Annotated in this window: 17 protein-coding genes; 9 read left to right on the plus strand and 8 right to left on the minus strand. The window is 73.1% G+C overall.

The features are described from left to right. Window positions 1–935: 935 nt before the first annotated feature. The 3 genes from AB0D49_RS17075 to AB0D49_RS17085 form a co-directional block, all read right to left on the minus strand. The gene (locus AB0D49_RS17075; protein WP_362757796.1) at window positions 936–2,303 is read right to left on the minus strand and encodes a phosphomannomutase/phosphoglucomutase; all 1,368 of its coding nucleotides are present in this window, start codon (window positions 2,301–2,303) and stop codon (window positions 936–938) included. A gap of 103 nt (window positions 2,304–2,406) precedes the next feature. Next, a complete protein-coding gene (locus AB0D49_RS17080; RefSeq protein ID WP_362757798.1) occupies window positions 2,407–4,023 on the minus strand; it encodes an L-lactate permease in 1,617 nt (538 codons plus the stop codon). Between the two features lie 197 nt (window positions 4,024–4,220). After that, complete coding sequence (locus AB0D49_RS17085) at window positions 4,221–4,595, minus strand: DUF3499 domain-containing protein (protein WP_362757800.1); 375 nt, start codon at window positions 4,593–4,595, stop codon at window positions 4,221–4,223. 448 nt (window positions 4,596–5,043) lie between these two features. Here AB0D49_RS17085 and AB0D49_RS17090 point away from each other — a divergent pair, with 448 nt between their 5' ends. Further along, complete coding sequence (locus tag AB0D49_RS17090) at window positions 5,044–5,490, plus strand: metallopeptidase family protein (RefSeq protein ID WP_362758375.1); 447 nt, start codon at window positions 5,044–5,046, stop codon at window positions 5,488–5,490. A 95-nt stretch (window positions 5,491–5,585) separates the two neighbouring features. Here the strand turns inward: AB0D49_RS17090 and AB0D49_RS17095 are convergent, their stop codons facing one another. From AB0D49_RS17095 to AB0D49_RS17105, 3 genes are all read right to left on the minus strand, one after another. Further along, a complete protein-coding gene (locus tag AB0D49_RS17095) occupies window positions 5,586–7,070 on the minus strand; it encodes a DUF5719 family protein (RefSeq protein ID WP_362757802.1) in 1,485 nt (494 codons plus the stop codon). Further along, on the minus strand, window positions 7,067–10,762 hold the full coding sequence (locus AB0D49_RS17100) for a glycosyltransferase (protein ID WP_362757804.1): 3,696 nt from the start codon (window positions 10,760–10,762) through the stop codon (window positions 7,067–7,069). The genes AB0D49_RS17095 and AB0D49_RS17100 overlap by 4 nt, the downstream gene beginning before the upstream one ends. A gap of 268 nt (window positions 10,763–11,030) precedes the next feature. After that, the gene (locus AB0D49_RS17105; RefSeq protein ID WP_003975777.1) at window positions 11,031–11,294 is read right to left on the minus strand and encodes a WhiB family transcriptional regulator; all 264 of its coding nucleotides are present in this window, start codon (window positions 11,292–11,294) and stop codon (window positions 11,031–11,033) included. An 863-nt stretch (window positions 11,295–12,157) separates the two neighbouring features. On the opposite strand from AB0D49_RS17105, the gene AB0D49_RS17110 reads away from it, so the two are divergent. The 4 genes from AB0D49_RS17110 to AB0D49_RS17125 are packed head-to-tail and all read left to right on the plus strand — an operon-like array spanning window position 12,158 to window position 16,058. Next, window positions 12,158–12,661, plus strand: coding sequence for a cysteine dioxygenase family protein (locus AB0D49_RS17110; protein WP_362757806.1), 504 nt, complete (start codon window positions 12,158–12,160; stop codon window positions 12,659–12,661). Window positions 12,662–12,702: 41 nt separating this feature from the next. Further along, on the plus strand, window positions 12,703–13,662 hold the full coding sequence (gene cofD, locus AB0D49_RS17115) for a 2-phospho-L-lactate transferase (RefSeq protein WP_362757808.1): 960 nt from the start codon (window positions 12,703–12,705) through the stop codon (window positions 13,660–13,662). Next, window positions 13,659–14,978, plus strand: a complete 1,320-nt coding sequence (locus tag AB0D49_RS17120) for a coenzyme F420-0:L-glutamate ligase (protein ID WP_362757810.1) — start codon at window positions 13,659–13,661, stop codon at window positions 14,976–14,978. The genes cofD and AB0D49_RS17120 overlap by 4 nt, the downstream gene beginning before the upstream one ends. Window positions 14,979–15,038: 60 nt before the next feature. Next, window positions 15,039–16,058 (plus strand): DNA-3-methyladenine glycosylase 2 family protein, encoded by a 1,020-nt coding sequence (locus tag AB0D49_RS17125; RefSeq protein ID WP_362757812.1) that lies wholly within the window; start codon window positions 15,039–15,041, stop codon window positions 16,056–16,058. A 355-nt stretch (window positions 16,059–16,413) separates the two neighbouring features. On the opposite strand, the gene AB0D49_RS17130 is transcribed toward AB0D49_RS17125, so the two are convergent. Both AB0D49_RS17130 and AB0D49_RS17135 read right to left on the minus strand, forming a co-directional pair. Further along, on the minus strand, window positions 16,414–17,496 hold the full coding sequence (locus AB0D49_RS17130; protein WP_362757814.1) for an NDP-sugar synthase: 1,083 nt from the start codon (window positions 17,494–17,496) through the stop codon (window positions 16,414–16,416). A 106-nt stretch (window positions 17,497–17,602) separates the two neighbouring features. Next, a complete protein-coding gene (locus AB0D49_RS17135) occupies window positions 17,603–18,952 on the minus strand; it encodes a peptidoglycan recognition protein (protein ID WP_362757816.1) in 1,350 nt (449 codons plus the stop codon). Window positions 18,953–19,081: 129 nt separating this feature from the next. Here AB0D49_RS17135 and AB0D49_RS17140 point away from each other — a divergent pair, with 129 nt between their 5' ends. From AB0D49_RS17140 to AB0D49_RS17155, 4 genes are all read left to right on the plus strand, one after another. Then, window positions 19,082–19,837 carry a TIGR03089 family protein gene (locus tag AB0D49_RS17140; RefSeq protein ID WP_362757818.1) on the plus strand — a complete coding sequence of 252 codons (756 nt, stop codon included), beginning with the start codon at window positions 19,082–19,084 and terminating at the stop codon, window positions 19,835–19,837. Window positions 19,838–20,109: 272 nt separating this feature from the next. Then, window positions 20,110–21,336 (plus strand): LCP family protein, encoded by a 1,227-nt coding sequence (locus AB0D49_RS17145; RefSeq protein ID WP_362757820.1) that lies wholly within the window; start codon window positions 20,110–20,112, stop codon window positions 21,334–21,336. A 253-nt stretch (window positions 21,337–21,589) separates the two neighbouring features. Next, window positions 21,590–23,443: an LCP family protein gene (locus AB0D49_RS17150; protein ID WP_362757823.1), complete on the plus strand. Its 1,854-nt coding sequence runs from the start codon at window positions 21,590–21,592 to the stop codon at window positions 23,441–23,443. A 276-nt stretch (window positions 23,444–23,719) separates the two neighbouring features. After that, complete coding sequence (locus tag AB0D49_RS17155; protein ID WP_362758377.1) at window positions 23,720–25,285, plus strand: LCP family protein; 1,566 nt, start codon at window positions 23,720–23,722, stop codon at window positions 25,283–25,285. The last annotated feature ends 127 nt before the right edge of the window (window positions 25,286–25,412 follow it).

The raw sequence follows: 25,412 nt of genomic DNA on the forward strand, positions 1-25,412 counted from the left end.
CCCGGCTCCCGGCTCCCGGCTCCCGGCTCCCGGCTCCCGGCTCCCGGCTCCCGGCTCCCGGCTCCCGGCTCCCGGCTCCCGGCTCCCGGCTCCCGGCTCCCGGCGGACCATACAGGTCGGCAGCCCGGCAGGTCGGCAGCCCGGCAGCCCGGCAGCCCGGCAGCCCGGCAGCCCGGCAGCCCGGCAGCCCGGCAGCCCGGCAGCCCGGCAGCCCGGCAGCCCGGCAGCAGCATGTTGCCCGCCCGTCCCGCCGCCGTGGCCCGCCGTCCTGCCGATCGTTGCGGCGGCGGCGTGTCTCACAACCGGTTGGACGACCGCCTGTCCGCGTGTGGCCCGCGGCCAGGGATATCGGCGCGTTGCCGCCCGCAGGTTGGGCTTGGAAGGTCGTCGCCCCCCGAACCCGACCAGGCGCACAGTCAAGTCCTTGTGCCGAGCCCCTGCCAGCTGACGCTGGGGCACACCACTCCGCTTCCGGTCATTGTGCCGAGCCCCTGTCAGCTGACGCCGGGGCCACACCACTCCGGTCCCAGTCGCCGTACCGAGCCCCCCCATCCGGCGCCAGGGCACATCGCCGGGCCCTGCCACCCCCAAGGGGCGCGGGGAACTGCGCGACCAGCCACACACCACCCACGCCCGAGACTCCACCGCGATCCACCCGGTCCGTGGCGGGGGGCAGCGCGCAGCGGACTGTGGGAGCCCACGCAGCCGCCTGCCCAGCAACGCGAAGGGGCGCGGGTCGTCCCCAGAGGCGACGAGCCCCGGGCACCCCGGGACCACAGAGGGTCCTACAGGGCACCTCGCGAAAGCGGCGGTGCCGACGGGATGGACGGATCGTCAGCCTCTGGACCCCGGACGCGAAGAGTCCGGGGGCGCCCCGAGGGACGGCGCGGTCTCTGGCCGCCCCGGGACCCGGAACAGCGTCGCCAGACCCGCCGTCAGCCCCTGATGATCGCCAGCGCAGCGTCCCGTACTCGCGTCATCGTCGCCTCGTCTCGGGCCTCCGCGTTCAGGCGGAGGAGGGGTTCCGTGTTGGAGGGGCGGACGTTGAACCACCAGTCGGCCGTGGAGACCGTGAGGCCGTCGAGGTCGTCGAGGGTGACGCCCTCCTGCCCCTCGTACGCGGAGCGGATCGCGGCGAGGCGGCCCTGCTGGTCGTCGACGGTGGAGTTGATCTCGCCGGACCCGGCGTAGCGGTCGTACTGGGCGACCAGCGCGGACAGTGTGCCGTCCTGGCCGCCGAGGGCAGCGAGGACGTGGAGCGCGGCCAGCATCCCGGTGTCGGCGTTCCAGAAGTCCGCGAAGTAGTAGTGCGCGGAGTGCTCGCCGCCGAAGATCGCGCCGGACGTGGCCATCTCGGCCTTGATGAAGGAGTGGCCGACGCGGGTGCGGACGGGTGTGCCGCCGTTCTCCTTGACGACCTCGGGGACGGTCCAGGACGTGATGAGGTTGTGGATGACCGTGCCCTGGCCGCCGTGCTTGGCCAGCTCGCGGGCGGCGACGAGCGCGGTGATCGCGGACGGGGAGACCGGGTCGCCGTTCTCGTCGACGACGAAGCAGCGGTCGGCGTCGCCGTCGAAGGCGATGCCCAGGTCGGCGCCCTCGGCGCGGACCCGCGCCTGGAGGTCCACGATGTTGGCCGGGTCCAGGGGGTTGGCCTCGTGGTTGGGGAAGGTGCCGTCCAGCTCGAAGTACATCGGTACGAGGGTCAGGGGCAGGCCCTCGAAGACGGTGGGGACCGTGTGTCCGCCCATGCCGTTGCCCGCGTCGACGACGACCTTCAGGGGGCGGATGGAGGTGAGGTCGACGAGGGAGCGGAGGTGGGCCGCGTAATCCTTCAACGTGTCACGCCGAGTGATCGTTCCCGGTGTTCCGGCGGCGGGTTCCCGGGCGGCTCCGTCGAGCCAGCTCTCCACCAGGGCGCGGATCTCGGAGAGGCCCGTGTCCTGGCCGACGGGGGCGGCTCCCGCGCGGCACATCTTGATGCCGTTGTACCGCGCCGGATTGTGGGAGGCGGTGAACATGGCGCCGGGCAGGTCGAGGGCGCCCGACGCGTAGTACAGCTGGTCCGTGGAGCACAGGCCGATCTCGGTGACGTCGACGCCACGGGCCGCCGCGCCGCGCGCGAAGGCGCCGGACAGGCCGGGCGAGGAGGGCCGCATGTCGTGCCCGATCACGATCGCGTGGGCCCCGGTCACCTGGGCGAACGCGGCGCCGAACAGTCCGGCGAGTCCCTCGTCCCACTGGTCCGGGACCACCCCGCGTACGTCGTACGCCTTCACGATCTGCGACAGATCAGCAGTCACGGCCAGCCCTCCTGGTGTCCAACTCGGTCACCCAAAGCTACCTGCCCCCCACGGCTCGCGCGCGCACGCCCCGGCCTATCCGGGGTCACCCTCCGTGCACGGCTCAGGGCAGCATCCAACCGAGCACCGGTCCGCTCTGGCCGACCACGATCAGGCACATCACCAGCAGCAGGCCGAGGCTCCAGGGCAGCACCTTGCGCAGCAGGTCGCCCTCGCGGCCCGCGAGGGCGACGGCGGCGCAGGCGATGGTGAGGTTCTGCGGGGAGATCATCTTGCCGAGGACCCCGCCGGAGCTGTTCGCGGCGGCCAGCAGCTCGGGCGAGAGACCGGACTCGCGGGCGGCGGTCACCTGGAGGGCGCCGAAGAGGGCGTTGGCGGAGGTGTCCGAGCCGGAGACGGCGACGCCGAACCAGCCGAGCACCGGTGACAGGAACGCCAGTCCGGCGCCCGCCGCCGCCACGAACTGGCCGATGGTCCCGGCCTGTCCGGACAGGTTCATCACGAAGGCGAGCGCCAGCACGGAGGTGACGGTCAGGATCGCGTACCGCAACTCCCGTACGGTGGCCAGCCATTCACGGACGGCCACCCGCGCGGGGACCGCGATGACGAAGGCGGCGCACATGCCGGCGATCAGCACCAGCGTGCCGCCGGTCGACACGATCGGCCAGGTGAAGACATTGGCGCCGACGGGCTCGCCGTCGGGCCCCAGGACGTCCAGGAAGGGCCAGTCATAGGTGCGGGTCGCACCGGCCAGCCGGTCCTTGACGGCCGGGATCTGCGCGACCGAGAAGACGGCCACGATCAGCGCGTAGGGCGCGTACGCGCGGATCACCTCCGCGCGAGGGTCCCGTTCGTCTAACTCGGCGCTGCGCGCGCCGGTCAGCACGGCCGTACGGACGGTCTCGGTGGCGGGCCGCCGCGCCCGGGGTACGGCGGCCAGGGCGCCCGCGCCCGCCAGGGCGGCGGCGATGTCGGCGAGTTGGGCGGAGACGTAGTTGGCGGCGGCGAACTGGGCCACGGCGAAGGCGGTTCCGCACGCCAGGGCGGGCAGCCAGGTCTCGCGCAGTCCGCGTCGGCCGTCCACGAGGCCGATCAGCACCAGGGGGACGACGAGGGCGAGCAGCGGGGTCTGGCGGCCGACGACCTGTGCCACGTCCTCCAGGGGCAGTTCGGTGACCTGGGCGAGGGTGACGACGGGGGTGCCCATGGCGCCGAACGCGACCGGGGCGGTGTTGGCGACGAGGGCGACGACGGCCGCGCGGACGGGGTCGAAGCCGAGCGCCACCAGCATCACCGAGCAGATCGCGACGGGTGCCCCGAATCCGGCGAGCGCCTCCAGGAGGGCGCCGAAGCAGAAGGCGACCACCAGGGCCTGGATGCGCGGGTCGTCGGAGAGCCGTCCGAAGGAGCGGCGCAGGACGTCGAAGTGCCGGGTGCGGACCGTCATCCGGTACACCCACAGGGCGTTGACGACGATCCACAGGATGGGGAACAGCCCGAAGGCGGCTCCCTGGGCGGCGCTGGAGAGCGTCTGGCCGAGCGGCATGCGGTAGGCGAGCCAGGCGACCAGTACGGCCGCCAGGAGGCCGGTCAGGCCCGCGAGATGGGCCTTCATGCGGACCGCGCCGAGCAGGACGAGGACGAGCAGCAGCGGCAGGGCGGCGATCAGGGCGGACAGGCCGAGTGATCCGGCGACGGGTTCCAGGTCCTGGATGTACACGCGCGCCTCCCGACCCCCCACCCCGGTTCCGGGATGTGGAAAGCGAGTTCTTGTTTCCGGCTACCGGAATGCTCGTGTCCGCGACAACGCCGGGTCAATGGCCGGGGGCCGGAGGGAAGCGTGAAGAACGTGGGGGCCGTGTGTCGGACGGTGGGTCAGACCCGGGTGACGGGCCCTCAAGGGGCGTGTCCCGCAGGTCAGTTGTCCGGGGAGCGCAGGACCCTCAGGTGACCGCGGCGGGCGACCTCCATGGGGTCCGCACCGCGCGACACGCCGCCCGCCTGCGCGGCGCGCTCCTGCGGACGGGCCGCCTCGCGTACCGCGTTCGCCAGCGCCTCCAGGTCGTCGCCGCTCGGGCGGGCCGGGGCGGAGCCGTCCAGCAGCCGGACGACCTCCCAGCCGCGCGGGGCGGTCAGGCGCTCGGAGTGCTCGGCGCACAGGTCGTAGCAGTGGGGTTCGGCGTAGGTGGCGAGCGGGCCGAGGACGGCGGTCGAGTCGGCGTAGACGTACGTCAGCGTCGCTACGGCGGGACGGCCGCAAGCGGTGCGCGAACAGCGACGTACAGGGCTCACGACGTTGGACGGTACCGCACTCTTGAGCGGGCCGCGACGACTCTCCCCCAGGTCACTCCACCGTGTCGTGTGGGGAAACGCCCCACGGACCCCTTCCGTCACACCCCGCTGACCTGCGCGGACATGCGCCGGGGTGGGGGTCGGGCGGAGGCGGCCCGGTCGGCGGTGCGCACAAACCCCGTCATTTGCCTCGTGGCCGACGGTCTCGGAGAGATACGGAATCGAGCCCAACCTTGGCCGGAATGGTCATCCGGCGACATGCCGTACGGGTCGGTCGTGGGCGTTGACCGGGCTGGCCGGGCGCGGCGCGCGGGCCGGGTGGGGGCGTGCGGCGCAGGTGGGACGGGGGGCGGGCGCGCGCGGGGGTGGGAGCGGGGGCGGAATCGGCGGATTCCGGCGGATGAGTGCCGGGCGGGAGCGGGGGTGCGGGGACTACCCTTCACCAGTGATGGACAACCCCGTACCGCCGCCCGCCGCAGGCCCCTGGCCCCGCCGCCGTGACCGTCATGGACGGGGCATGCGCGGGCCGATCGCGCCGCCGCAGGTGCCGCTGGCGGCCAGCCGCGCCGACACCTTCGCCGGTCTCGTGGAGGACTCCGTGGAGCGGCTGGAGCGGCGCTGGCCGCAGCTGGCCGACATCGACTTCCTGGTGCTGGAGGTGCCCCGACTGGACGGGGGCGGGCCCTGGAGCGACGAGGCGGTGCCGCTCGGGCGGAGCGTCCCCGCGCGGGACGGGCGCCCCGCGCGGGTGGTGATCTACCGGCGGCCGGTGGAGATCCGCACCAAGGGGCGCGACGAGCGGGCCGCGCTGGTCCACGAGGTGGTGGTGGAGCAGGTGGCGGAACTGCTGGGGCTGACGCCGGAGACCGTCGATCCCCGGTACGGGGAGGACTGAGTCCCTCCCCAGGACGTCCCAGGACATCCCAGGTACGTCCTCCGTACGTCCCGGGGGGACCGGCTCCGGAGCCCGCCCTGTGACCGGCTCCCGCGCTACCCCTGTTCCTGGAGCACCGACAGGTCCTGTTCCGCGTCGGGGACGGACACCCGGCCCCGGTCGTCGGGCAGGACCTGCGTGGTGAAGGCGGGGACGTCGTCCTGGGGGGCTTCGAGGGTTCTCGCGGCGTAGAGGGGGCCGCCGGACGTGGGCTCGACGGTGAGGGCGTAGGTGCCCTTCAGGCCGTCGGGGACGGGCAGTTCGACGTTCTGGGTGGTGCCGGACTTGACCGTGTAGGTCTTGGACACCGGTTCGCCGCCCTGGGTCCCGGCCGATGCCGTGACCTTGACCTGTGTGGTGGTCGTCGGGGCCGTGAGGGAGAGCGTCGTGCCCTTCTCCGTGTTGGCGACGGCCGTCGCGCGGGCCTGCACCGCGCGGGCGGCCGGGATGAACGCGCTCTCCCGGTCACCGCCCTCGCCCCGGATCACCTGGACCGCCGCCACGACCGGCACCGAACCGCCCGTCGGGGTCAGCACCAGGGAGCCCGGTTCGCCCTTGGTGACGTCCGCGAGGTCCACGGCGGTGGTCATCCCCGCCTTGACGTGCAGCGTCTCATGGCCGACCGGGGTGATCAGACCGGACGGACCGGCCAGCCGCAGCTTCAGGTCGGCGTCGGTGTCGCCCGGCGAGAAGGCGATCAGCCGCACCTGGGCGGCGTCCTCGGGGATGCCCGGCAGGACCAGGCTGCCCGCGGGGTCGGCGGACGCCGTCAGCCAGTCCCCGCCCAGCTTGTCGTCCAGCGCCTGGACGGCCGCGCCGACCCGGCCGCTGCGCACATTGACCCGCACCGTCAGATCGGTCTCCTCGGCCTCGGTCAGCGTGGACAGCAGGATCGGCTCACTGGTGCGGGGCTTGACCGCGATGTCGGAGCCGACCTCGGACTCCAGGACGCCGTTCTTGCCGTACAGCTCGATGTCGACGACGGCGGCGGAGTCGTCCGGGTTGATGAGGTGGACGTAGTCGGTGCGGTCGCCCGCCGTGCTCGCGCCCGGGAACCAGAAGTCGGTGTCGGGGGTGACACAGCTGAGGCCCTGGAGGCCGCGGCCGGTGCCCGCGGTGACCTCGGTGGTCTGCTGGACGGTCCAGCCCGGCGCGAGGCGCCCCTCGGCGGTGCCGGTCAGGGCGGGCGCCTCGGCGCCGGACTCCTCGGCGGTGACAGGTGTGCCCGGTTCCTTCGGGGTGAGGACCGGTTTGCCGGGCTTGGCGTCCGGGGCGGCGGACTTCTCGGCGGCTGGGAGCAGTTCCGCCGTGCCCTCGTCGCCGGTGCCCTCGGTGGCCGGGGTGAAGGCCGTGTACGCCGTCTCGGCCAGGTCGGACGTGCTGGGCGCCGGGCAGACCAGGCTGGTGCGCTCGACGGGCAGCGTGGCCGCCGACCCTGCGGGGTCCGGCCCACTCGGGTCGGGGGCCGAGACGGAGGCGAAACCGGTGAGCGCGGCGAGCGCGGCCACCCCGGCGATCAGGGACACGGTGGTGCGCTTCACTGCTGGCTCCCGTCGGTGCGGCGGCCGTGCGGGTCATGCTGCGCCGCGGGGTCGTACGAGGGGTCGTAGCCCTGGGGGTACTGGGTCGGGTCGTACGGCTGCTGCTGGGGCGGGCCCGCGTAGCCGTCCTGTCCGCCGTAGCCGTAGGGGTCGTACTGGGTGGCCTGGTCGGCCGGGACGGGGTGGCCGCTCTGGTACGGGTCGGCCTGGTAGTCCTGGCCGTAGCCGTACTGCTGGGGGGCGGCCTGCTGGTACGGGTCGGCGCCATAGGAGGCGTATTCGGCGCCGGTGGGGGCCGGGTCCCAGGTGCCGTCGTACGGCTGCTGCTGCGGGACGGCGGCGGTGACGGGGGCCGGGTCCGGGGCGGCGGCCGAGGTGTCCTCGGCGGGGGAAGCGTCCTCCGCGCGGTCGCGCATACGGCGGGCGCGGCGGCCCTCGCCCGTGGTGGCCTGCGCCGGGATCACGGGCTCCTCGGGCAGGTCGTCGTCGATGTCGCGGCGGCGGCCGGGCAGCGCGAGGACCACCAGGACCAGGGCGAGGGCGCCCTGGGCCCACAGCCAGGCGGTGTGGGTGACCGGGGCGTCGTAGGTGACGTCCAGGCGTCCGCCGTCGGCGGGGAGTTCGAAGCCCTGCGCCCAGCCGTCGACCGTGGTGCGGGTCAGCGGGCTGCCGTCCAGGGTGGCGGTCCAGCCCTCGGCCGCGGTGTCGGCGAGGCGCAGGACGCGGCCGTCGGCGCCGGAGGGGACGTCGGTGTGGATCTCGACGGGTCCGGCGGGGACCGGCTGGGGCTCGCCGCCGCCGTCGGGGACGATCGCCGCGCGGGACACCTGCCGGTCGACCTGCCACAGGGCGCTGCCGTCGTCCTGCTGGCTGAGCCGGCTGAGGCCCGGGGTGGCGTCCAGGACGCGGGCGACCTCGCGCGGGGCGCCCTGGTGGACCAGGACGTAGCGGACGGCGAAGCCGCCGAGCTGGTCGCTCTGGTCGGCGCCGGAACCGGCCACCAGGTTGGCGACCACCTTGTCCAGGCGGGCGTTCGCGCCGTCCGCCGCGGCGAGTTCGGCGTCGCCGAGGCGGGCGCCCGAGCCGCGGACCAGCGAGTAGCGGACCCGCGCGGTGCTGTCCCCGGCCAGGACGAGGGTGCGGGCCTGGTCGGTGCTGCCGCTCTCCTCGGCGACGAACGCGGGCACCTGGACGGGGTCGCGGCGCTGCAGGGGGCCGTCGGCGCCGCGGATCATCCATCCGGCGGCGAGCAGCAGGGGGCCCGCGGCGGAGGCGAAGGCGATCAGGACGGCGACGGGCTGGCGCCAGCCGAAGCTCTGCTCGGCGACCCGGGAGCGGGCTCCGTCGGCGCCGAGCACGGCGGCGGCGAGCAGCGCGAGGCCGTAGACGAGGGTGGCGGGTCCGGCCCAGGCGGAGGCGTTGGACAGGACCGCGAAGAGCAGGGCGACCAGGGCGGCGGCCCAGGCGGCGAGGATGCCGGAGCGGCGCTCGGAGCGCAGCAGGGCGGCCAGGGCGGCGAGCACGATGCCGATGAGCATCGGCCCGGCGACCGTCCCGGCGCCGCCGGGCGCGGCGCCCAGCAGGTCGGCGGCGCTCGCGGCGGAGGCTCCGTAGTCGAGTCCGGCCTCGGTGAAGAAGCCGGTCGGGAGCAGGGTCAGCGACCAGGGGGCGAGGACCAGGAGGGGCGTGCCGAGCTGGGCCAGGAAGCGGGGTCCGTATGCGGCGAGTTCGGTGCGGCGCACAGCGAGCAGGGCGATGCCGAGGACCAGCGCGAGGGGCCACACGATGGGCGTGAACGCCATGGTGACGGTCAGCAGCAGGGCGTACGCCCAGGTGGCGCGCCAGGTGCCGCGGGTACCGGCGAGGCCGGAGGCGGCGACGGCGGCGCGGGCGAGCAGCGGGAGCAGCGCGGCGAGGACGGCGGTGCCGATCCGGCCTCCGGCGAGGGCGCCGGTGGCGGCGGGCAGGAAGGCGTAGACGACGGCGGCCCAGGCGCGCAGCAGGCGGGACATCACCAGCGGGCGGGAGGCGAAGTAGGCGGTGACTCCGGCGATCGGGACCGAGCAGACCAGCAGCACGGTGACGGCCGCTCCGGTGGAGCCGAACGCCAGGCTGCCGAGCGCGGCGACGGCGGCGAGGTAGGGCGGGGCGGCGGAGGTGCCGCCCGCGCCGACCGGGTGCCAGGCGTCGAGGTAGCGGGCCCACAGGTCGGCGGCGTCGGCGGGGGCGGGCAGCAGGGCGCCGCCCGCGAGGGCGCCGGTGCCGAGCAGCTGGCGGCAGGCGATCAGGGAGGCCAGCAGCAGGATCAGGAAGAGCATGGGCCCGGGGTTGCGGGCGACGCGCTTGAGGCGGGCGAACTGCTCGATCTCCAGGAAGTCGGCGTCGTCGCCGCCCGGTCCGGACTCGACGGCGCCGCCGTGGCGTCCGGCGCCGCCCGCGGTCTCGGCGTCGGAGCCGCCCAGGAGGCCGCCCGCGACCTGCTCGACGGTGGCCCGGACGGTGGCGCCGGGAGGCGGGAAGAGCGGGCGCAGCTCGGCCTTGTCGATCTGGGACCTGCCGCGCGCGCGGCGGGCGGCGATGATCCGCTCGGGGCGCAGCAGGGTGCCCAGCAGACCGCGGATCTCGTCGACGGCCTGTCCGGGGACCTTGCCGACGAGGTAGGCGACCGTGCGCAGGGCCGTGCCGACGACCAGGCGGAGCAGGATCCAGGGCAGCAGCGCGGTGGGCGCGTTGGCGAGCAGCGTATGGACGGCGCCCGCCTTGTCGACCTTGTGGGGGGAGGCGGCGGTGCGGCCGACGCAGTCGACGCTGCGGCGCTCCCGGGAGGCGGCCTCGGCGTGTCGTACGACCGCCTCGGGGGCGACCAGGACGCGGTGGCCGGCGGCGTGGGCGCGCCAGCACAGGTCGATGTCGTCGCGCATGAGGGGCAGTCGGCGGTCGAAGCCGCCGAGCTGTTCGTAGACGTCGCGGCGGATCAGCATGCCCGCGGTGGAGACGGCGAGGACGGGGCGTACGTGGTCGTGCTGGCCCTGGTCCTGTTCGCGGCGGTCCAGGCCGGTCCAGCGGCGGCCGGAGTGGGCGATGGTGACGCCGACTTCGAGGAGCTGACGGCGGTCGTACCAGCCGCGGAGCTTGGGGCCGACGACGGCCACGTCGTCGCGGCCCAGCTCGCGCTCGTTCTCGACGACGCGGAGGAGTTCGGCGAGGGCGTCGGGGGCGGGGGCGCAGTCGTCGTGCAGCAGCCAGAGCCACTGGACGGGCTCGCCGTGGGGCAGTTCCGGGAGGTCGTAGGCGTCGTCGCGCCAGGTGCGGGTGACCGGGTCCCAGCCGCTGGGCCGCTTGAGGTAGGGCAGGTCCTCGGGGGTGAGGACGGGGGCGGTCCGGTGGGCCTCCTCGACGGCCTGGCCGAAGCCGGTGCGCCGGGCGAGGTGGAGCACCCGGTCGGCGCCGAGGGCCCGGGTGACCAGCTGCGCGGAGTCGTCGGCGCTGCCGGTGTCGGCGGCCATGACGGACTGCACGGGGCGCTCCTGGCCGAGCAGCCCGGCGAGCGCGTCGGGCAGCCAGCGGGCGCCGTCGTGCGAGACGAGTACCGCGGTCACCACATGGCGCGGGTACTCGGGCTGGCGGGCCGGGTCAAACACTGCGGTGGCGGCCGGGTCGTGCTGGGCCGCCGGGTGGCTGTGCGCGGACATCGAGGTACGGGCCCCGGTTCGGTGGACTGCGGTGGACACGGCCCGTGCCCGGTGGGGGCGGTGGGGTGTCTCGGACGAGCGCCCACACTATCGGCTGACCATGACGACGGCCCGCCGCCTGTGGATAACCCACCCGCGACGGGCCGTTCGTACGGTGTTCGATCGTCCGGGGCGTCCCGGCCGCGCTGCTGGGGGTGCTTCCGGGAGTGCCTCCGGGGTGTCCTCGCGGGACGGCGCCCGCGCGGGGCGGCGTCCTCGGCGGGTCCCCTCAGACGGCGGCTTTCTTCAGGCGGCGGCGTTCGCGTTCGGACAGGCCGCCCCAGATGCCGAAGCGTTCGTCGTTGGCGAGGGCGTATTCGAGGCATTCGGAGCGGACCTCGCACGCGAGACAGACCTTCTTGGCCTCGCGGGTGGAGCCGCCCTTCTCGGGGAAGAAGGACTCGGGGTCGGTCTGGGCGCACAGCGCGCGCTCCTGCCAGCCGAGTTCCTCGTCCGCGTCGTCGACCAGCAGTTGCTGCACCAGCTCGGTCATGTGCGCCCCTCGTCTGTGCTTTCGCGTCCCCGTTTTTCGGCCGTCAGCGCCCGATCGCGGCTGAACGACACGAGTGAAATTACAAGTGTGCTGCTCCGGGCGAGTCAAGCCGAGATCTGCTATTGGGCCCCTTATTCACTCTGCGGAACCAAGGCCGTGCGGAAAGTGTTCAAATCGCCATAAACCTCGACACGCAGAGATGACCCCGCGGGGCGACGACCCACACAGGACCTCCACAGACGTCCACACCGACCTCCGCGGTGGTGTCCACGCCGACAACTCACCGGCCTCCGCGCGGACACCCGTACAGGCAGCGGACACCTGTACCGACACCCGTACCGACATCTGCACGGACACCGGTGGCGACATCTGTATGGACATCTGTACGGGGAAGGACGTCCCTCGGTTCGATCTCGTTCCGGCCCGGTCGCGGAAGCGAACCTGATCACATTCGGATCACGGGACCGCGCTCCGGACCGCGCACCCGGATGAGCGCCATGTCTCCCGGTCATCGCATGAACAAACCTTTCGGCAGCGAGATCGACCGGAAGAGGTGAAACCGTCCCGCGCCCCGGGTGCCGGGTTGACACCACAGGTGTGAACCGCTGTCCTTATGGGCATGCTCGCGAACTTGGCGCCCACCTCGACCCGCTCCGCCGGGTCCCCCGGTGCTGCCCTCGCTCGCCGTGGCTGTTGTTGCTGTCCCAGCTGTTGAGCCCAACGCGCTCCGGCTGCTCCCGGGTCGACCTCGCCCCGGCCGCCCCTCCCCCCGCCCGCACCCGGGCACACCTCACGCCCGCGACCCGGGCGCACGGTCCGTGACACCCAGCCCCCCGCACTGACGCCGAGGAACCACCCACCCCATGAACAGCGACAGCGACCTCCAGATCGCCGGCGACATCCTTGAGGTCCCCCACCTGCTCCAGGCCCCGCGCGAGCACCCGGCCACCGTCGCCGAGTTCGCCGGTCTCGCCCGGACGATCGCCGCGGACCGCTCCGCGTGGGAGCACCTGGTGCGCTACGACGCCACCAGCCGCTGGTACCACCGGCTGCGCACCGGGCCCGGCTACGAGGTCTGGCTGCTGTCCTGGGTGCCCGGTCAGGGCAGCGGGCTGCACGACCACGGGCCGTCCTCCGGGGTGCTGACCGTGCTGTCCGGCGGGCTCACCGAGCACGCCCGCGGACGGGCCCGCGCGCTGACCGCCGGGGCGCAGCGGGTGTTCGCGCCGGGCTACGCCCACGAGGTGGTCAACGACACCCTCGCCCCCGCGGTGAGCCTGCACGTCTACCACCCGGGCCTGACCGAGATGCCGATGCATGTGCGCGAGCACGCCCGCTGCTGCACGGGCCTGGCCCGGGTCCCGTAACCGCCCGGCGCGCTGTCAGTGCCGCCTGCAACACTTTCCCCATGCGCATTGTGGTTCTGGCAGGCGGCATCGGCGGTGCCCGGTTCCTGCGCGGTCTGAAGCAGGCCGTGCCGGAGGCGGACATCACCGTCATCGGCAACACCGGCGACGACATCCACCTTTTCGGGCTGAAGGTCTGCCCGGACCTCGACACGGTGATGTACACGCTCGGCGGCGGCATCAACGAGGAGCAGGGCTGGGGGCGCGCCGAGGAGACCTTCCACCTCAAGGAGGAACTGGGCGCGTACGGGGCGGGCCCGGAGTGGTTCGGGCTCGGCGACCGCGACTTCGCCACGCACATCGTGCGGACGCAGATGCTGGGCGCCGGCTATCCGCTCAGCGCGGTCACCGAGGCGCTGTGCGACCGGTGGCAGCCGGGGGTGCGGCTGATCCCGATGTCCGACGACCGGATCGAGACCCATGTGGCCGTCGAGATCGACGGCGAGCGCCGGGCGATCCACTTCCAGGAGTACTGGGTCAGGCTGCGGGCGTCGGTGCCCGCCGAGGCGGTCGTGCCGGTCGGCGCGGAGCAGGCCAAGCCCGCGCCGGGCGTCCTGGAGGCCATCGCCGGGGCCGATGTGGTCCTCTTCCCGCCGTCCAACCCGGTGGTGTCCATCGGCACCATCCTCGCCGTGCCCGGCATCCGCGAGGCCATCGCCGAGGCGGGGGTCCCCGTGATCGGCCTGTCCCCCATCGTCGGGGACGCCCCCGTGCGCGGGATGGCCGACAAGGTCCTCGCCGCGGTGGGCGTGGAGGCCACGGCGGCGGCGGTCGCCGAGCACTACGGCTCGGGCCTGCTGGACGGCTGGCTGGTGGACACGGTGGACGAGGGCACCGTGCGGCGGGTCGAGGCGGCCGGTATCCGCTGCCGGGCCGTGCCGCTGCTGATGACCGATGTCGACGCCGCCGCGCGGATGGCGGGCCAGGCGCTGGAGCTGGCCGAGGAGGTGCGCGCCCGGTGAGCGCCGAGGACACCACCGCGCGGGAGGGCTTCCAGGTCTGGGCGGTGCCGGGACTGCCCGAGGTGCGCGAGGGGGACGACCTGGCCAAGCTGATCGCCGCCGCCGCGCCCGGTCTGGCCGACGGGGACGTGCTGCTGGTCACCTCGAAGATCGTGTCCAAGGCGGAGGGCCGGATCGTACGGGCCACCGACCGGGAGGCCGCGATCGACGCCGAGACGGTACGGGTGGTGGCCCGGCGCGGGACGCTGCGGATCGTGGAGAACCGGCAGGGCCTGGTGATGGCCGCCGCCGGGGTCGACGCCTCCAACACCCCCGCCGGGACGGTCCTGCTGCTGCCCGAGGACCCGGACGCCTCCGCGCGCGCGATCCGCGCCGGGCTGCGCGACGCCCTCGGGGTCACGGTCGGCGTGATCGTCACCGACACCTTCGGCCGCCCCTGGCGCGCCGGGCTCACGGACGTGGCGATCGGCGCCGCCGGGGTCCGGGTGCTGGACGATCTGCGGGGCGGGACGGACGCGTACGGCAATCCGCTCGTCGCGACCATCGTGGCCACCGCCGACGAACTGGCCGCGGCGGGCGATCTGGTCAAGGGCAAGGCGGCCGGGCTGCCGGTGGCGGTGGTGCGGGGGCTGCCCCATGTGGTCGGCGCGGACGACGGCCCGGGGGCCCGCGCCCTGGTGCGCGACTCACGGGACGACATGTTCCGGCTCGGCACCTCCGAGGCCGTCCGGGAGGCGGTGACCCAGCGGCGTACGATCCGCGCGTTCACCGATGAGCCGGTGGACCCCGGTGCGGTACGGCGGGCGGTGGCCGCGGCGGTCACGGCACCGGCGCCGCACCACACCACGCCCTGGCGCTTCGTACTGCTGGAGTCGCCCGCGTCGCGGGTGCGGCTGCTGGACGCGATGCGTGAGGCGTGGATCGCGGACCTCCGCCGGGACGGGAAGAGCGAGGAGTCCATCGCACGGCGGGTGCGGCGCGGGGACGTGCTGCGCGACGCGCCCTATCTGGTGGTGCCGTGTCTGGTCATGGACGGGTCCCATCACTACGGGGACGCGCGGCGGGACGGGGCCGAGCGGGAGATGTTCGTCGTCGCCACCGGCGCCGGTGTGCAGAATCTGCTGGTCGCGCTGGCCGGGGAGCGGCTGGGGTCGGCGTGGGTGTCGTCCACGATGTTCTGCCGGGACGTGGTGCGGCGGGTCCTGGAGCTGCCGCAGGAGTGGGACCCGATGGGGGCGGTCGCGGTGGGGCATCCCGCGCGGGAGCCGGTGGCGCGAGGGGTGCGGGGCGTCGACGGGTTCATCGAGGTGCGGTGAGGTGGGGTGCCTGTGGTGAGGTGTACGTAGGGGAATTTCAGGGTTTTTAGGGGTTTGCCGGTGGCTGGACGTTTTGCTCCTCGGAGCCCGCGTACGCAGGTGCGCGGGGGGTTTCCCATGGGGTCCCTCGGGGTGTCCGGGGCGGTGGCCGGGCGGGTGCGGACGTGGGTGCCCGAGGGGGCGGTGGATCTGGGGCTGGTGCTCGGGCCGCTGCGGCGCGGGCCCGCCGACCCCACGTTCCGGATGCTGCCGGACGGGTCGGCGTGGCGGGCCTGCCGGACGCCGGGCGGGCCGGGCACCCTGCGGGTGTCCCTGCGGGACGGGGCCGTGCGGGGGGAGGCGTGGGGGCCCGGGGGTGACTGGCTGCTGGAGCGGTTGCCCGAGCTGATGGGGGCGGCGGACGATCCCTCGGCGTTCCGGCCCCGGCATCGGCTGCTGGCCCTCACCCGGCATCTGCGGCCAGGGCTTCGGCTGACGCGGACCGGGCTGGTGATGGAGTCGCTGATCCCGTCGGTGCTGGAGCAGAAGGTGACGACGGTCGAGGCGTACCGGGCGTGGCGGATGCTGGTGCGGAGGTTCGGGGAGCGGGCGCCTGGGCCTGCCGGGCGGGGGGAGGTTCCTGGGCTGGCGGGTGGGATGTATGTGATGCCGGACGCTCGGACGTGGGGGTTGATCCCGTCGTGGGAGTGGCATCGGGCCGGGGTGGACGACAAGCGGGCGTCGACGATTCTGCGGGCCGTGCGGGTTGCTGCGCGGCTTGAGGAGGGGGTCGGGATGGGGGCGGGGGAGGCTCGGCGGCGGCTTGAGGTGGTGCCGGGGGTGGGGGTGTGGACGTCCGCGGAAGTTGTGCAGCGGAGTCATGGGGCGGCGGATGAGGTGACGGTGGGGGATCTGCATCTGCCGGGGATCGTGGGGTTCGCGTTGGCGGGGGATCGGTATGCGGATGATGCGGAGATGTTGCGGTTGCTGGAGCCGTATGGGGGGCAGCGGCATCGGGCGGTTCGGTTGATCTTGGTGAGTGGGAGGGTGCCGGGGAGGCGGGCTCCTCGTATGCCGGTGGGGGATATTGCCGGGTTGTGAGGGGGTTGGGGGGCGGGGGTCGGGGGTGCGGCTTTTCTGTTGGGTGCGGGTTGAGTTGGGCTGGTCGCGCAGTTCCTCCCCCAGAGGGGGTACCCCCAGCGCCCCTTGGTGTGTTTCGGGCGCCCCTCGTGATCAGTGCGGGGCGTTGAGGGATTCGCGCAGTTCCCCGCGCCCCTGGGGGTGGGCTGCCCTCGACCCTCGTTGTCAGTGTGCGGCGTTGGGGATTTTGCGCAGTTCCTCCCCCAGAGGGGGTACCCCCAGCGCCCCTGAGGGAGTTCCCCGCGCCCCTCGTGATTAGTGCGCGGGGCTACAGGTGCGAAGAGATGCGGGGCTACAGGTGCGAAGAGATGCGGGGCTACTGGTCCGATGAGAAGCGGAGGGACGCTCTGGGGATTTGGGCGTCGCACCAGACTCTCGCGCCCGACTGGAGTTCATTGTCGGGGCCGACGAACGCGCCGTCGCCGATGACCGTGCCGGTGAGTATGGAGCGTTCGCCGACGCGGGCGCCCGTGCCGATGAGGGAGTCCGTGATGACCGCGCCGGGCTCGATGACCGCGCCCGGCAGGATCGTGCTGCCCACCACCCGCGCGCCCTGGGCGACCAGCGCGCCCTCGCCCACGACCGTGCCGCCGGTGAGCTTGGCGTCGGGGGCGACCCGGGCCGTGGGCAGGATGAGCCGGTCCCCGGTGCGGCCCGGGACCGCCGGGGACGGGGCCCGGCCCAGCACCAGGTCCGCCGAACCGCGCACGAACGCCGCCGGGGTGCCCAGGTCCAGCCAGTACGTGGAGTCGACCATGCCCTGGAGGTGCGCCCCGGCGGCCAGCAGCCCGGGGAACGTCTCACGCTCCACCGACACCGGGCGGCCCGCCGGGATCGTGTCGATGACCGAGCGGCGGAACACGTACGCGCCCGCGTTGATCTGGTCGGTGACGATCTCCTCCGGGGTCTGCGGCTTCTCCAGGAACGCCGTGACCCGGCCCGTCCCGTCCGTCGGGACCAGGCCGTACGCGCGCGGGTCGGTGACCTGGGTGAGGTGCAGGGAGACGTCCGCGCCCGCCCGTTCGTGGGTGTCCACCAGCGCCCGGATGTCCAGGCCGGTCAGGATGTCGCCGTTGAAGACCAGCACCGGTTCGTCCGGCGCGGAGTGCAGCCGGGACGCCACGTTGCGCAGGGCGCCGCCCGTGCCGAGCGGCTCGTCCTCCGTGACGTACTCGATGTGCAGGCCGAGCGCCGAGCCGTCGCCGAAGTACGGTTCGAAGACCTCCGCGAGATAGGACGTGGCGAGCACGATGTGTTCCACGCCCGCCGCGCCGGCCCGCGCCAGTTGATGCGTGAGGAACGGCACGCCCGCCGCCCTGACCATCGGCTTGGGCGTGTGCACCGTGAGCGGGCGCAGCCGGGTGCCCTTGCCGCCGACCAGAAGGATCGCTTCCGTCACCTGTCGTCTCTGCTTCCTGCCGGGACCGGCCGAACTGTCGTTCGGCCGGTCAGTGTGTGCAGTGGGGTGTCCGGCGCCTGCTACGGCCGTGCGGTGTCGGCGTTCGTCAGCGGCCCTGGAACCGGGCCGCGTCGGCGCGGGCCGTGCCGAGCCTGCCGTAGAGCTGTCCGCCGGGGCAGTCCGTGGCGAAGCCGTCCCGGTGACCGGAGATCACGTTCAGTCGCACATTCTTACCCTTTGCGTAGAGATTGCCGCCACCCGACTTCAGAGACGTCGTTCCCTTCGGATTGGCTCCCCAGATGCCGAGTTTCCACGCGCTGAGCCGGGCCACGGCGGTCACCGCCGAGCCGCTCGGCTTGGTGGAGCTGTAGGTGCCGATGACGGCGATCCCCATGCTGTCGGTGTTGAAACCGAGGGTGTGGGCGCCGAGCACCGGCTTGGCCACGCCTCCGGCCCGGCCCTCGTAGATGTTTCCGCACTTGTCGACGAGGAAGTTGTAGCCGATGTCCCGCCAGCCCATGCTCCCCACGTGGTAGCGGTAGATACCGCGAATGACGGAGGACGCCTCGGAGCACTGGTAGTTGTTGCCGGTGGCGGTGTGGTGGACGAAGGCGGCCTTGACCTTCTTCGTGTACACGAACCTCTTCTCCCGCAGGCCCTCGTCCGCGCCCCAGCCCTTACGGGTCACGATCTTCGGGCGCGGGCCGATGTACGGCTTCGTCTGCGGGGCGCCCGCCGCGGTCGTACCCGATTCGCGGGCGAGTTCACGTTCGGTCTCGGCGCGGGTGAGGGCCGGGAACTCCAGCGGCTCGGCCGGCAGCGCGGCGGCGGCGCCGGTCGTGTTCGACGGCTCGGCCGGCGCCTCGGCGTCGGCCACGCCCGGGTCGATCAGTTCGATCCGCAGGCCCGCCGGGAGGATCGCCTCCCCGCCGGACCGGGCGCCGTCGCCGCCGGACGCGGCGGTCTCCTCGGCCTGTGCCTGGACCCGGACCTCCACGCCGTCCGACTCCCCCACCCACAGCGGGGCCGTCGCGCCCCGGACGCGGGGCGAGGAGCGTTCGTCGGTGTCGGGGTCGGCGGCGTGCTCGGCGTTGTGCGTCTCCAGGTCCTGCCAGTCCGTCCAGACGCCGGTGAGGGCGGAGCGGGTACGGACCTGGACCCGGCCGTGGAGTTCGGCGTCGGGGTCGTCCCAGATGACGCCGAGGAGGGAGAAGTGCCGGACGTCCCGGACGGGCAGGCCCTGGAGGGTGGAGCCGAGGGCGCGGCTTTCGGAGAGCGGGCCCAGGGGGAGGGACTCGGTGCTGCCCGGGACGCCGGTCCCGCTTCCGGGGCCGGTGGAGTTCCCGGCCGGGCGGGGCGGTGCCGCCGCGGCCTCGGGCAGGGTCGTCGGGAGGGCGAGGGCGGCCATACAGGCCATACAGGTGACGCCGATGGCGGAGGCAAGGTATCCACGCATGCCCCTCACTCTGGACATAGTCATATAAATCTGTCCATCGCGGAACTGAGGGAGCGTCGGACGGCACTGCGCCGAACCGGTGACGCGGACCTCCGGGGCGGACGGCGCCGCGCGCGTACGCTTGCCCGGGTGAACTCCACCGATCGCACCCCTGCCGACCTGCTGCGTTCCGCGCTGGCCACGGACCCGGCCCGCCCGCTGGTGACCTTCTACGACGACGCCACGGGCGAGCGCGTGGAACTGTCCGTCGCCACCTTCGCCAATTGGGTGGCCAAGACGTCGAATCTGCTCCAGGACGGGATGTCCGCCGAACCGGGCGAACGGGTGGCGCTGCTGCTGCCCGCGCACTGGCAGACGGCGGTGTGGCTGCTGGCCTGCGCGTCCGTGGGGACGGTCGCCGAACTGGGCGGCGACCCCGGCCGCGCGGACCATGTGGTGGCCGGGCCGGGGGCGTTCGAGGCGGGGCTCGCCTGCCGGGGCGAGCGGTACGCGCTGTCGCTGGCGCCGCTGGGACGGCGGTTCGTGCCCGGACCCCCCGAGGGATACGCGGACTACGCGGTGGACGTACCGAGCTTCGGCGACCGGTTCGTGCCGTACGCGGCCGTCGACCCGGAGGAGCCCGCGCTGGTGGTCGCCGGGACGGAGCTGAGCGGCGCGGAGGTGGTCGAGCGGGCCCGCGCGGACGCGGCCGGGCGGGACGGCGGGCCGGGGGCACGGGTGCTGTCCGGGCTGTCGTACGACACCTGGGACGGGGTGAGCGCGGGGCTGTACGCGGCGCTGGCGGGCGGGGGGTCGGTGGTGCTGTGCCGGAATCTGGACCGGCTGGACGAGGGGGCGCTGGCCGCGCGGGTGGAGAGCGAGCGGGTGTCCGCGATCGTGCGGTGAGGGCGAGGAGGGTGCTGAGGCCGGGGAGGGCCGAGGTGGGCCGGGGAGAGCCGGGGAGAGCGGCTGGGAGCACGGTGACGGCGGTCACCGCGACGGCGACAGGGGTCTGACCCCACCTCCCCGCCTCCCCGCCGCCCCTCCGCCCCTCCCCTCTGCCCCGCCTCCCCTCCCCCGCTCACCCGTTCAGCCGCCGCCGAGGCGCCCCCACTCGCCCCCGCTCCCCTCCCCCGGCATCGTCGAAGGCGCAGCGAGTCGCTCGGAGGGGGTGTTCGATGGGCGGTGGGGCGTCGCAGGACGCGGACCCGCGGAGGGGGGCGCCGGAGGGCGCGGACCCACGGAGCGGGGCGTCACAGGGCGCGGGCCCGCCGGGCGGGGCGTCCGCCACCGGGGCCGGCACGAGCAGGCGGCGCCGCCGCACCTGGGCGCGCCGGGGCGCCCTCGGCGGTGCCGGGCTGCTGCTGATCGGGGCGGGCGCCGGATGGGCCGTCTATCTGAAGCTCAACGGGAACATCACCGCCGACGAGGCCGCCGCCCGGGAACTGGCCCGGTACGAGAAGGACCGCCCGACCGCGCTGGTGAAGGGCGCCCAGAACCTGCTGGTGCTCGGCACCGACTCCCGGGCCGGTGCGGACAATCGGCGCTACGGGAAGGACGACGGGACCGAGCGGTCGGACACCGCGATCCTGCTGCATCTGCCCGCCGGACGGGACAGCGCCACGGCCGTGTCGATCCCCCGCGATCTGATGGTCGAGGTGCCCGGCTGCCTGACCCGGGAGGGCGGGCGCAGCGCGCCGGAGTTCACGATGTTCAACCGGGCTTTCGAGACCGGGGGTTCGGCGTGCTCGATCCGGACCGTGGAGAAGCTGACGGACATCAGGATCGACCACCATCTCGTCGTCGACTTCCATGGCTTCCGGGAGATCGTGGACGCCCTGGACGGCGTCGAGATCTGTCTCGCGGAGCCGATCCACGACGAGGACGCCAAACTCCGGCTGCCCGCGGGCCGGGTGACCCTCGACGGGGAACAGGCCCTCGGTTACGTACGGGTCCGCAAGTCGCTCGGCGACGGCAGCGACACCGACCGGGTGGAGCGGCAGCAGCGGTTCCTCGCGGCGCTGGTGCAGAAGGTCCGCGGCAATGGCGTACTGCTGAATCCGGCGAAGCTCTATCCGGTGCTGGACGCGGCCACCTCGTCCCTGACGACCGATCCGGGATTGGCCAGTCTGCGGAGTTTGTACGCTCTCGTTCGCGGGCTGCGTGACATCCCCACCGAACGTGTGCAATTCCTTACGGTTCCGCGGGAGTCGTATGTGGACGACGTCAATCGCGATCAGTTGGCGGAGCCCGCCGCCGATGCCCTCTTCGAACGTCTGCGCAGCGACGCGGGCGTCGCCGTGGCACCGGGGAAATCCGACAAGGCAGACAAGAAGCCGTCGCGCGGGACCTCCGCGGCGCCCACTTTCCGGGGTGACACGGCCGCCCGGGACGGCTGCTCCTGACGGTTCACCGGGCACCGGGGTAAAGCAGATGCCAAGGGAACGTACGCGTGTTCAAAGAAATGGGCCGGATTGCCCAGTTGTAGGGAGAAGGAATTTCCGGCCGCCGTCACTCTTCGCCGAACTGGGCGGATAGTGTGAGCGCTTCGGTGTGACCGACCCGCGACCGACGTGGTGTCGCACACCGTGTGTACGAGACCCGAGCGCCTTTGAGGGGGAAGGCGCCGCGTGGCCCCGACGGAGGATTCGGACAACCGTGGACGCGCAAGGCCGTGGGCGGGCGGACAATGTCGATCCCGCAGACCAGTGGGTGCTCAATCCGAACACCGGTGAATACGAACTGCGACTGAGTCCTTCCGCACCGCAGTCACCGGTTCCCGGGCAGCGTGGCACGGGCAGACCTCCACGCAGCCGGAAAGCGACCGTGCCGGACGACCGGGAGACCCGGGGCAGCCGCTCCGGCGCCGCGCCCGGCCAGTCGACGGGCCGGGCGTCGAACCGGTCCGCGGGCCCGCCCGGACCCGGCACCCGTGAGACATCGAGGACCCCGGCGGCCCCGGGGCGCACCTCACCGGGACGGGACGTCCCCGGTCCGCGCAGACGCCGCAACGCTCCCGAGGAGCCGCCTCCCGGGCGGCGCGGGCGGCGCCCGGCGAAGAAGTCCAAGGCGAAGAAGGCACTGGTGTGGACCGGCGGCACGATGGCGTTCGTGCTGCTCGCGGCCGGGGTCGGCGGCTATCTGTATCTGAAGCACCTGGAAGGCAACGTCGACACCACGGACGTCGGTGACGCGGGCTCCTCCAGCTTCTCCAAGGACGAAGCCTTCAACATCCTGCTCATCGGCACGGACAAACGCACCGGCGCGGGCAACGAGGGCTACGGCGACACCGGCAGCAAGGGACACGCCGACACCACGATCCTGCTCCATGTCGCCAAGGACCGGACGAACGCCACCGCGCTCAGCATCCCGCGCGATCTGATCGTGGACATCCCGGACTGTCCGACCAAGCAGGAGGACGGCACCGAGACGGTGATCCCGGGCAGCACCGGCGTCCGCTTCAACACCAGCCTCGGTCAGTCGGGCCGGGACGCGGGCTGCGCCATGCGGACCGTCCAGGCGACCACCGGCATCAAGCCGGACCACTTCATGATGGCCGACTTCAACGCGATCAAGACGCTGACCAGCGCGGTGGACGGCGTCGAGGTGTGTGTGGAGGAGGCGGTCGACGACCCCGACTCCAAGCTGAAGCTGCCCGCGGGCAAGTCCGTCATCGAGGGCGAGCAGGCGCTCGCGTTCGTCCGGACCCGGCACAGCTGGGGCAACAAGGGCGACCTGGACCGGATCAAGGTGCAGCAGCAGTTCCTGGGTTCGCTGATGCGGAAGATGTCCTCCAGCGACACCCTGACCAGTCCGAGCAAGCTGCTCAGCCTCGCCGAGGCGGCCACCGACGCGCTGACCGTGGACACCGGCATCGGCAAGGTGCCCACGCTCAAGGATCTGGCGCTGGAGCTGAAGAAGGTGCCGCCGAAGAACATCACCTTCACCACCGTGCCGGTGATCGACAACCCGGCCGAGGTGGTCAAGGCGACCGTGGTCGTGGACGAGACCAAGGCGCCCGAGGTCTTCGACGCCGTCATCAACGATGTCTCCTTCACCGAGGTGAAGAAGCAGGAGGCGGCGGAGAAGAGCGCGGCGGCGAAGGAGGCCGCGCAGCGGCTCGAAGGCCCCAAGGCCGATCCGTCCGAGGTGCGGGTGCGGATTCTCAACGGCGGGGCGGAGGCGGGGTCGGCGCAGACCACGCTGTCCTGGCTCCAGACCGAGCAGGGGGTCACCAAGTCCGAGCAGAACGGGAACGCGGAGGAGCAGGCGAAGACGACGCTGGAGTACGCGACGGATCAGGCTGACCAGGCTCGGGCGCTTGCGGCGATCATGGGGTTGCCGGGGACTGCGCTTAAGCCGGGGGAAAGTGTCGCGAACTCTCAGGGGTTGCCTGCGATGACGTTGATCCTTGGGAAGGACTTCAAGGGGGCCGGGACTCCGCTTACTGCGCCTACGAAGGCGCCGGAGGTTGAGAAGTCGACGGCCGATCAGGAGCAGTGCGCTAGCTGAGTGGGGCCGTGCGGGCGTGGGGGCTGGTCGCGCAGTTCCTCCCCCAGAGGGGGTACCCCCAGCGCCCCTGAAAAGCAGGGCGTCCCCCCAGCCCCCGTATACAGGGCCCCTCTACAGGGTTTCCCCTAAGTCTGGGGGGATTTTGCTTGGGCGTGGCCAACCACTCGGGGGTCTCGTCGGTCTCACTGGTAGCCAGAACGGCTCAGGGGTGGGGAAGGACGGGGAGAGTTGAGCGGAAGCAGTGTGCGCGCCAAGCGGCGGGCCGTGGACGACACCATGCCGCTGACGCCCCGGAGAGCCCGCTCGCGGCGGCGTCCCGGTGGCGGGCGGCGGCTGGTGCGCTGGTCGGCCAGTACGCTCGCGGTCGTCATCCTCGGTACCGCCGGTGCCGGATACCTCTACTACGAGCACCTCAACGGCAATCTGGAGTCGGGCGAGCGCAGCAGCGGTGACTCCAAGGCCGAGCGCACCGCGCCCAACGCCGCCGGGCAGACACCGCTCAACATCCTGCTGATCGGTTCCGACAGCCGGGCCTCCGACGCCAATGTGGCGCTCGGCGGCAGCCGGGACAACCGGGACAACCCGCCGCTCGGCGATGTGCAGATGCTGGTCCATCTCTCCGCGGACCGGAAGAGCGCGGCCGTGGTCACCATCCCCCGGGACACCCGGGTCGACATACCCGAGTGCAAGGACCCGAAGACCGGCGAGGTCTTCCCGGCGACCAACACCATCATCAACGAGTCCCTCGGCCGCGGCGGCGCCGGTTGCACACTCGCCACCTGGGAGAACCTCACCGGTGTCTATATCGACCACTGGATGACGATCGACTTCGCCGGGGTCGTCGGCATGGCGGACGCCATCGGGGGCGTCGAGGTGTGCGTCAAGCAGAACGTGTGGGACCGTCCGCTGCCCCGGGTCCCCGGCGGCTCCGGGCTGAAGATGACCGCCGGGAAGCAGAAGGTGGAGGGCGAGCAGGCCCTGGAATGGCTGCGCACCCGGCACGCCTGGGGCAGCGATCTGCTCCGTGCCCGCGCCCAGCACATGTACCTCAACTCCATGATCCGCACGCTGAAGGAGCAGAGCCTGTTCACCGACGGCCCCCGGCTCGCCCGGCTGGCCGAGGCCGCCACGGACGCGCTGACGGTCTCCGAGGAGATCGACTCGGTCACCAAGCTCTACGACCTCGGTATGCAGCTGAAGACCGTGCCGACGAACCGCATCACCATGACGACCATGCCCAACGTCCAGGACCCCCAGGACGAGAACCATGTCGTCCCGGCCGCCGAGGACGCCGCCGCCATGTGGGCGATGCTCCGTGACGACGTGCCGTTCGACGACAACGGCGGCAAGGGAGACAAGGGGGACAAGGGCGGGAAGGGCGGCAAGGGCACGGCCGCCGAGAAGCCCGCCAAGGAGCCGTCCGCGCCGGACGCCGAGATCGGTGTGCAGGTGCGCAACGGCACCCGGACCGGCACCGAGGCCGCCGTCCCGGGCCGGGCCGGGCACATCGCGGAGGAACTGGCCGCGCAGGGCTTCGCGCGGGCGGCGGCCGACGCGTCCGGTTCGCTGGCCCAGGAGCGTACGGAGGTGACGTACCCGAGCGCCGAGTTGGAGGGGGACGCGCAGCGGGTCGCCAAGGCGCTGGGGATTCCGCTGAGTTCGGTCAAGCGCTCCACCGATGTCTCCGGGGTCACGCTGGTCGTGGGGGCCGACTGGCGGGAGGGCACGGCGTATCCGAAGCGGACCGCTCCAGAGGCGGGGGACCTCCCCGACACCGCCGACGCCCTCAACGGCTCCGACGACACCCCGTGCATGGACGTGTACGCGCCTTATCGCTGGTGACCGAGGTCACGTAGGCAGGGGTTGCCCGTCCGGAGCCCGCTCGAAAAGATCGCAGCTGTTCTGGTGTAGACCTGTCGGACCGTGGACCTGAGGGTCCGGTCCCGGGTCCTTGATCCCCGTACCGCGC

This window comes from Streptomyces sp. NPDC048290, assembly GCF_040652095.1.
GTDB lineage: Bacteria > Actinomycetota > Actinomycetes > Streptomycetales > Streptomycetaceae > Streptomyces.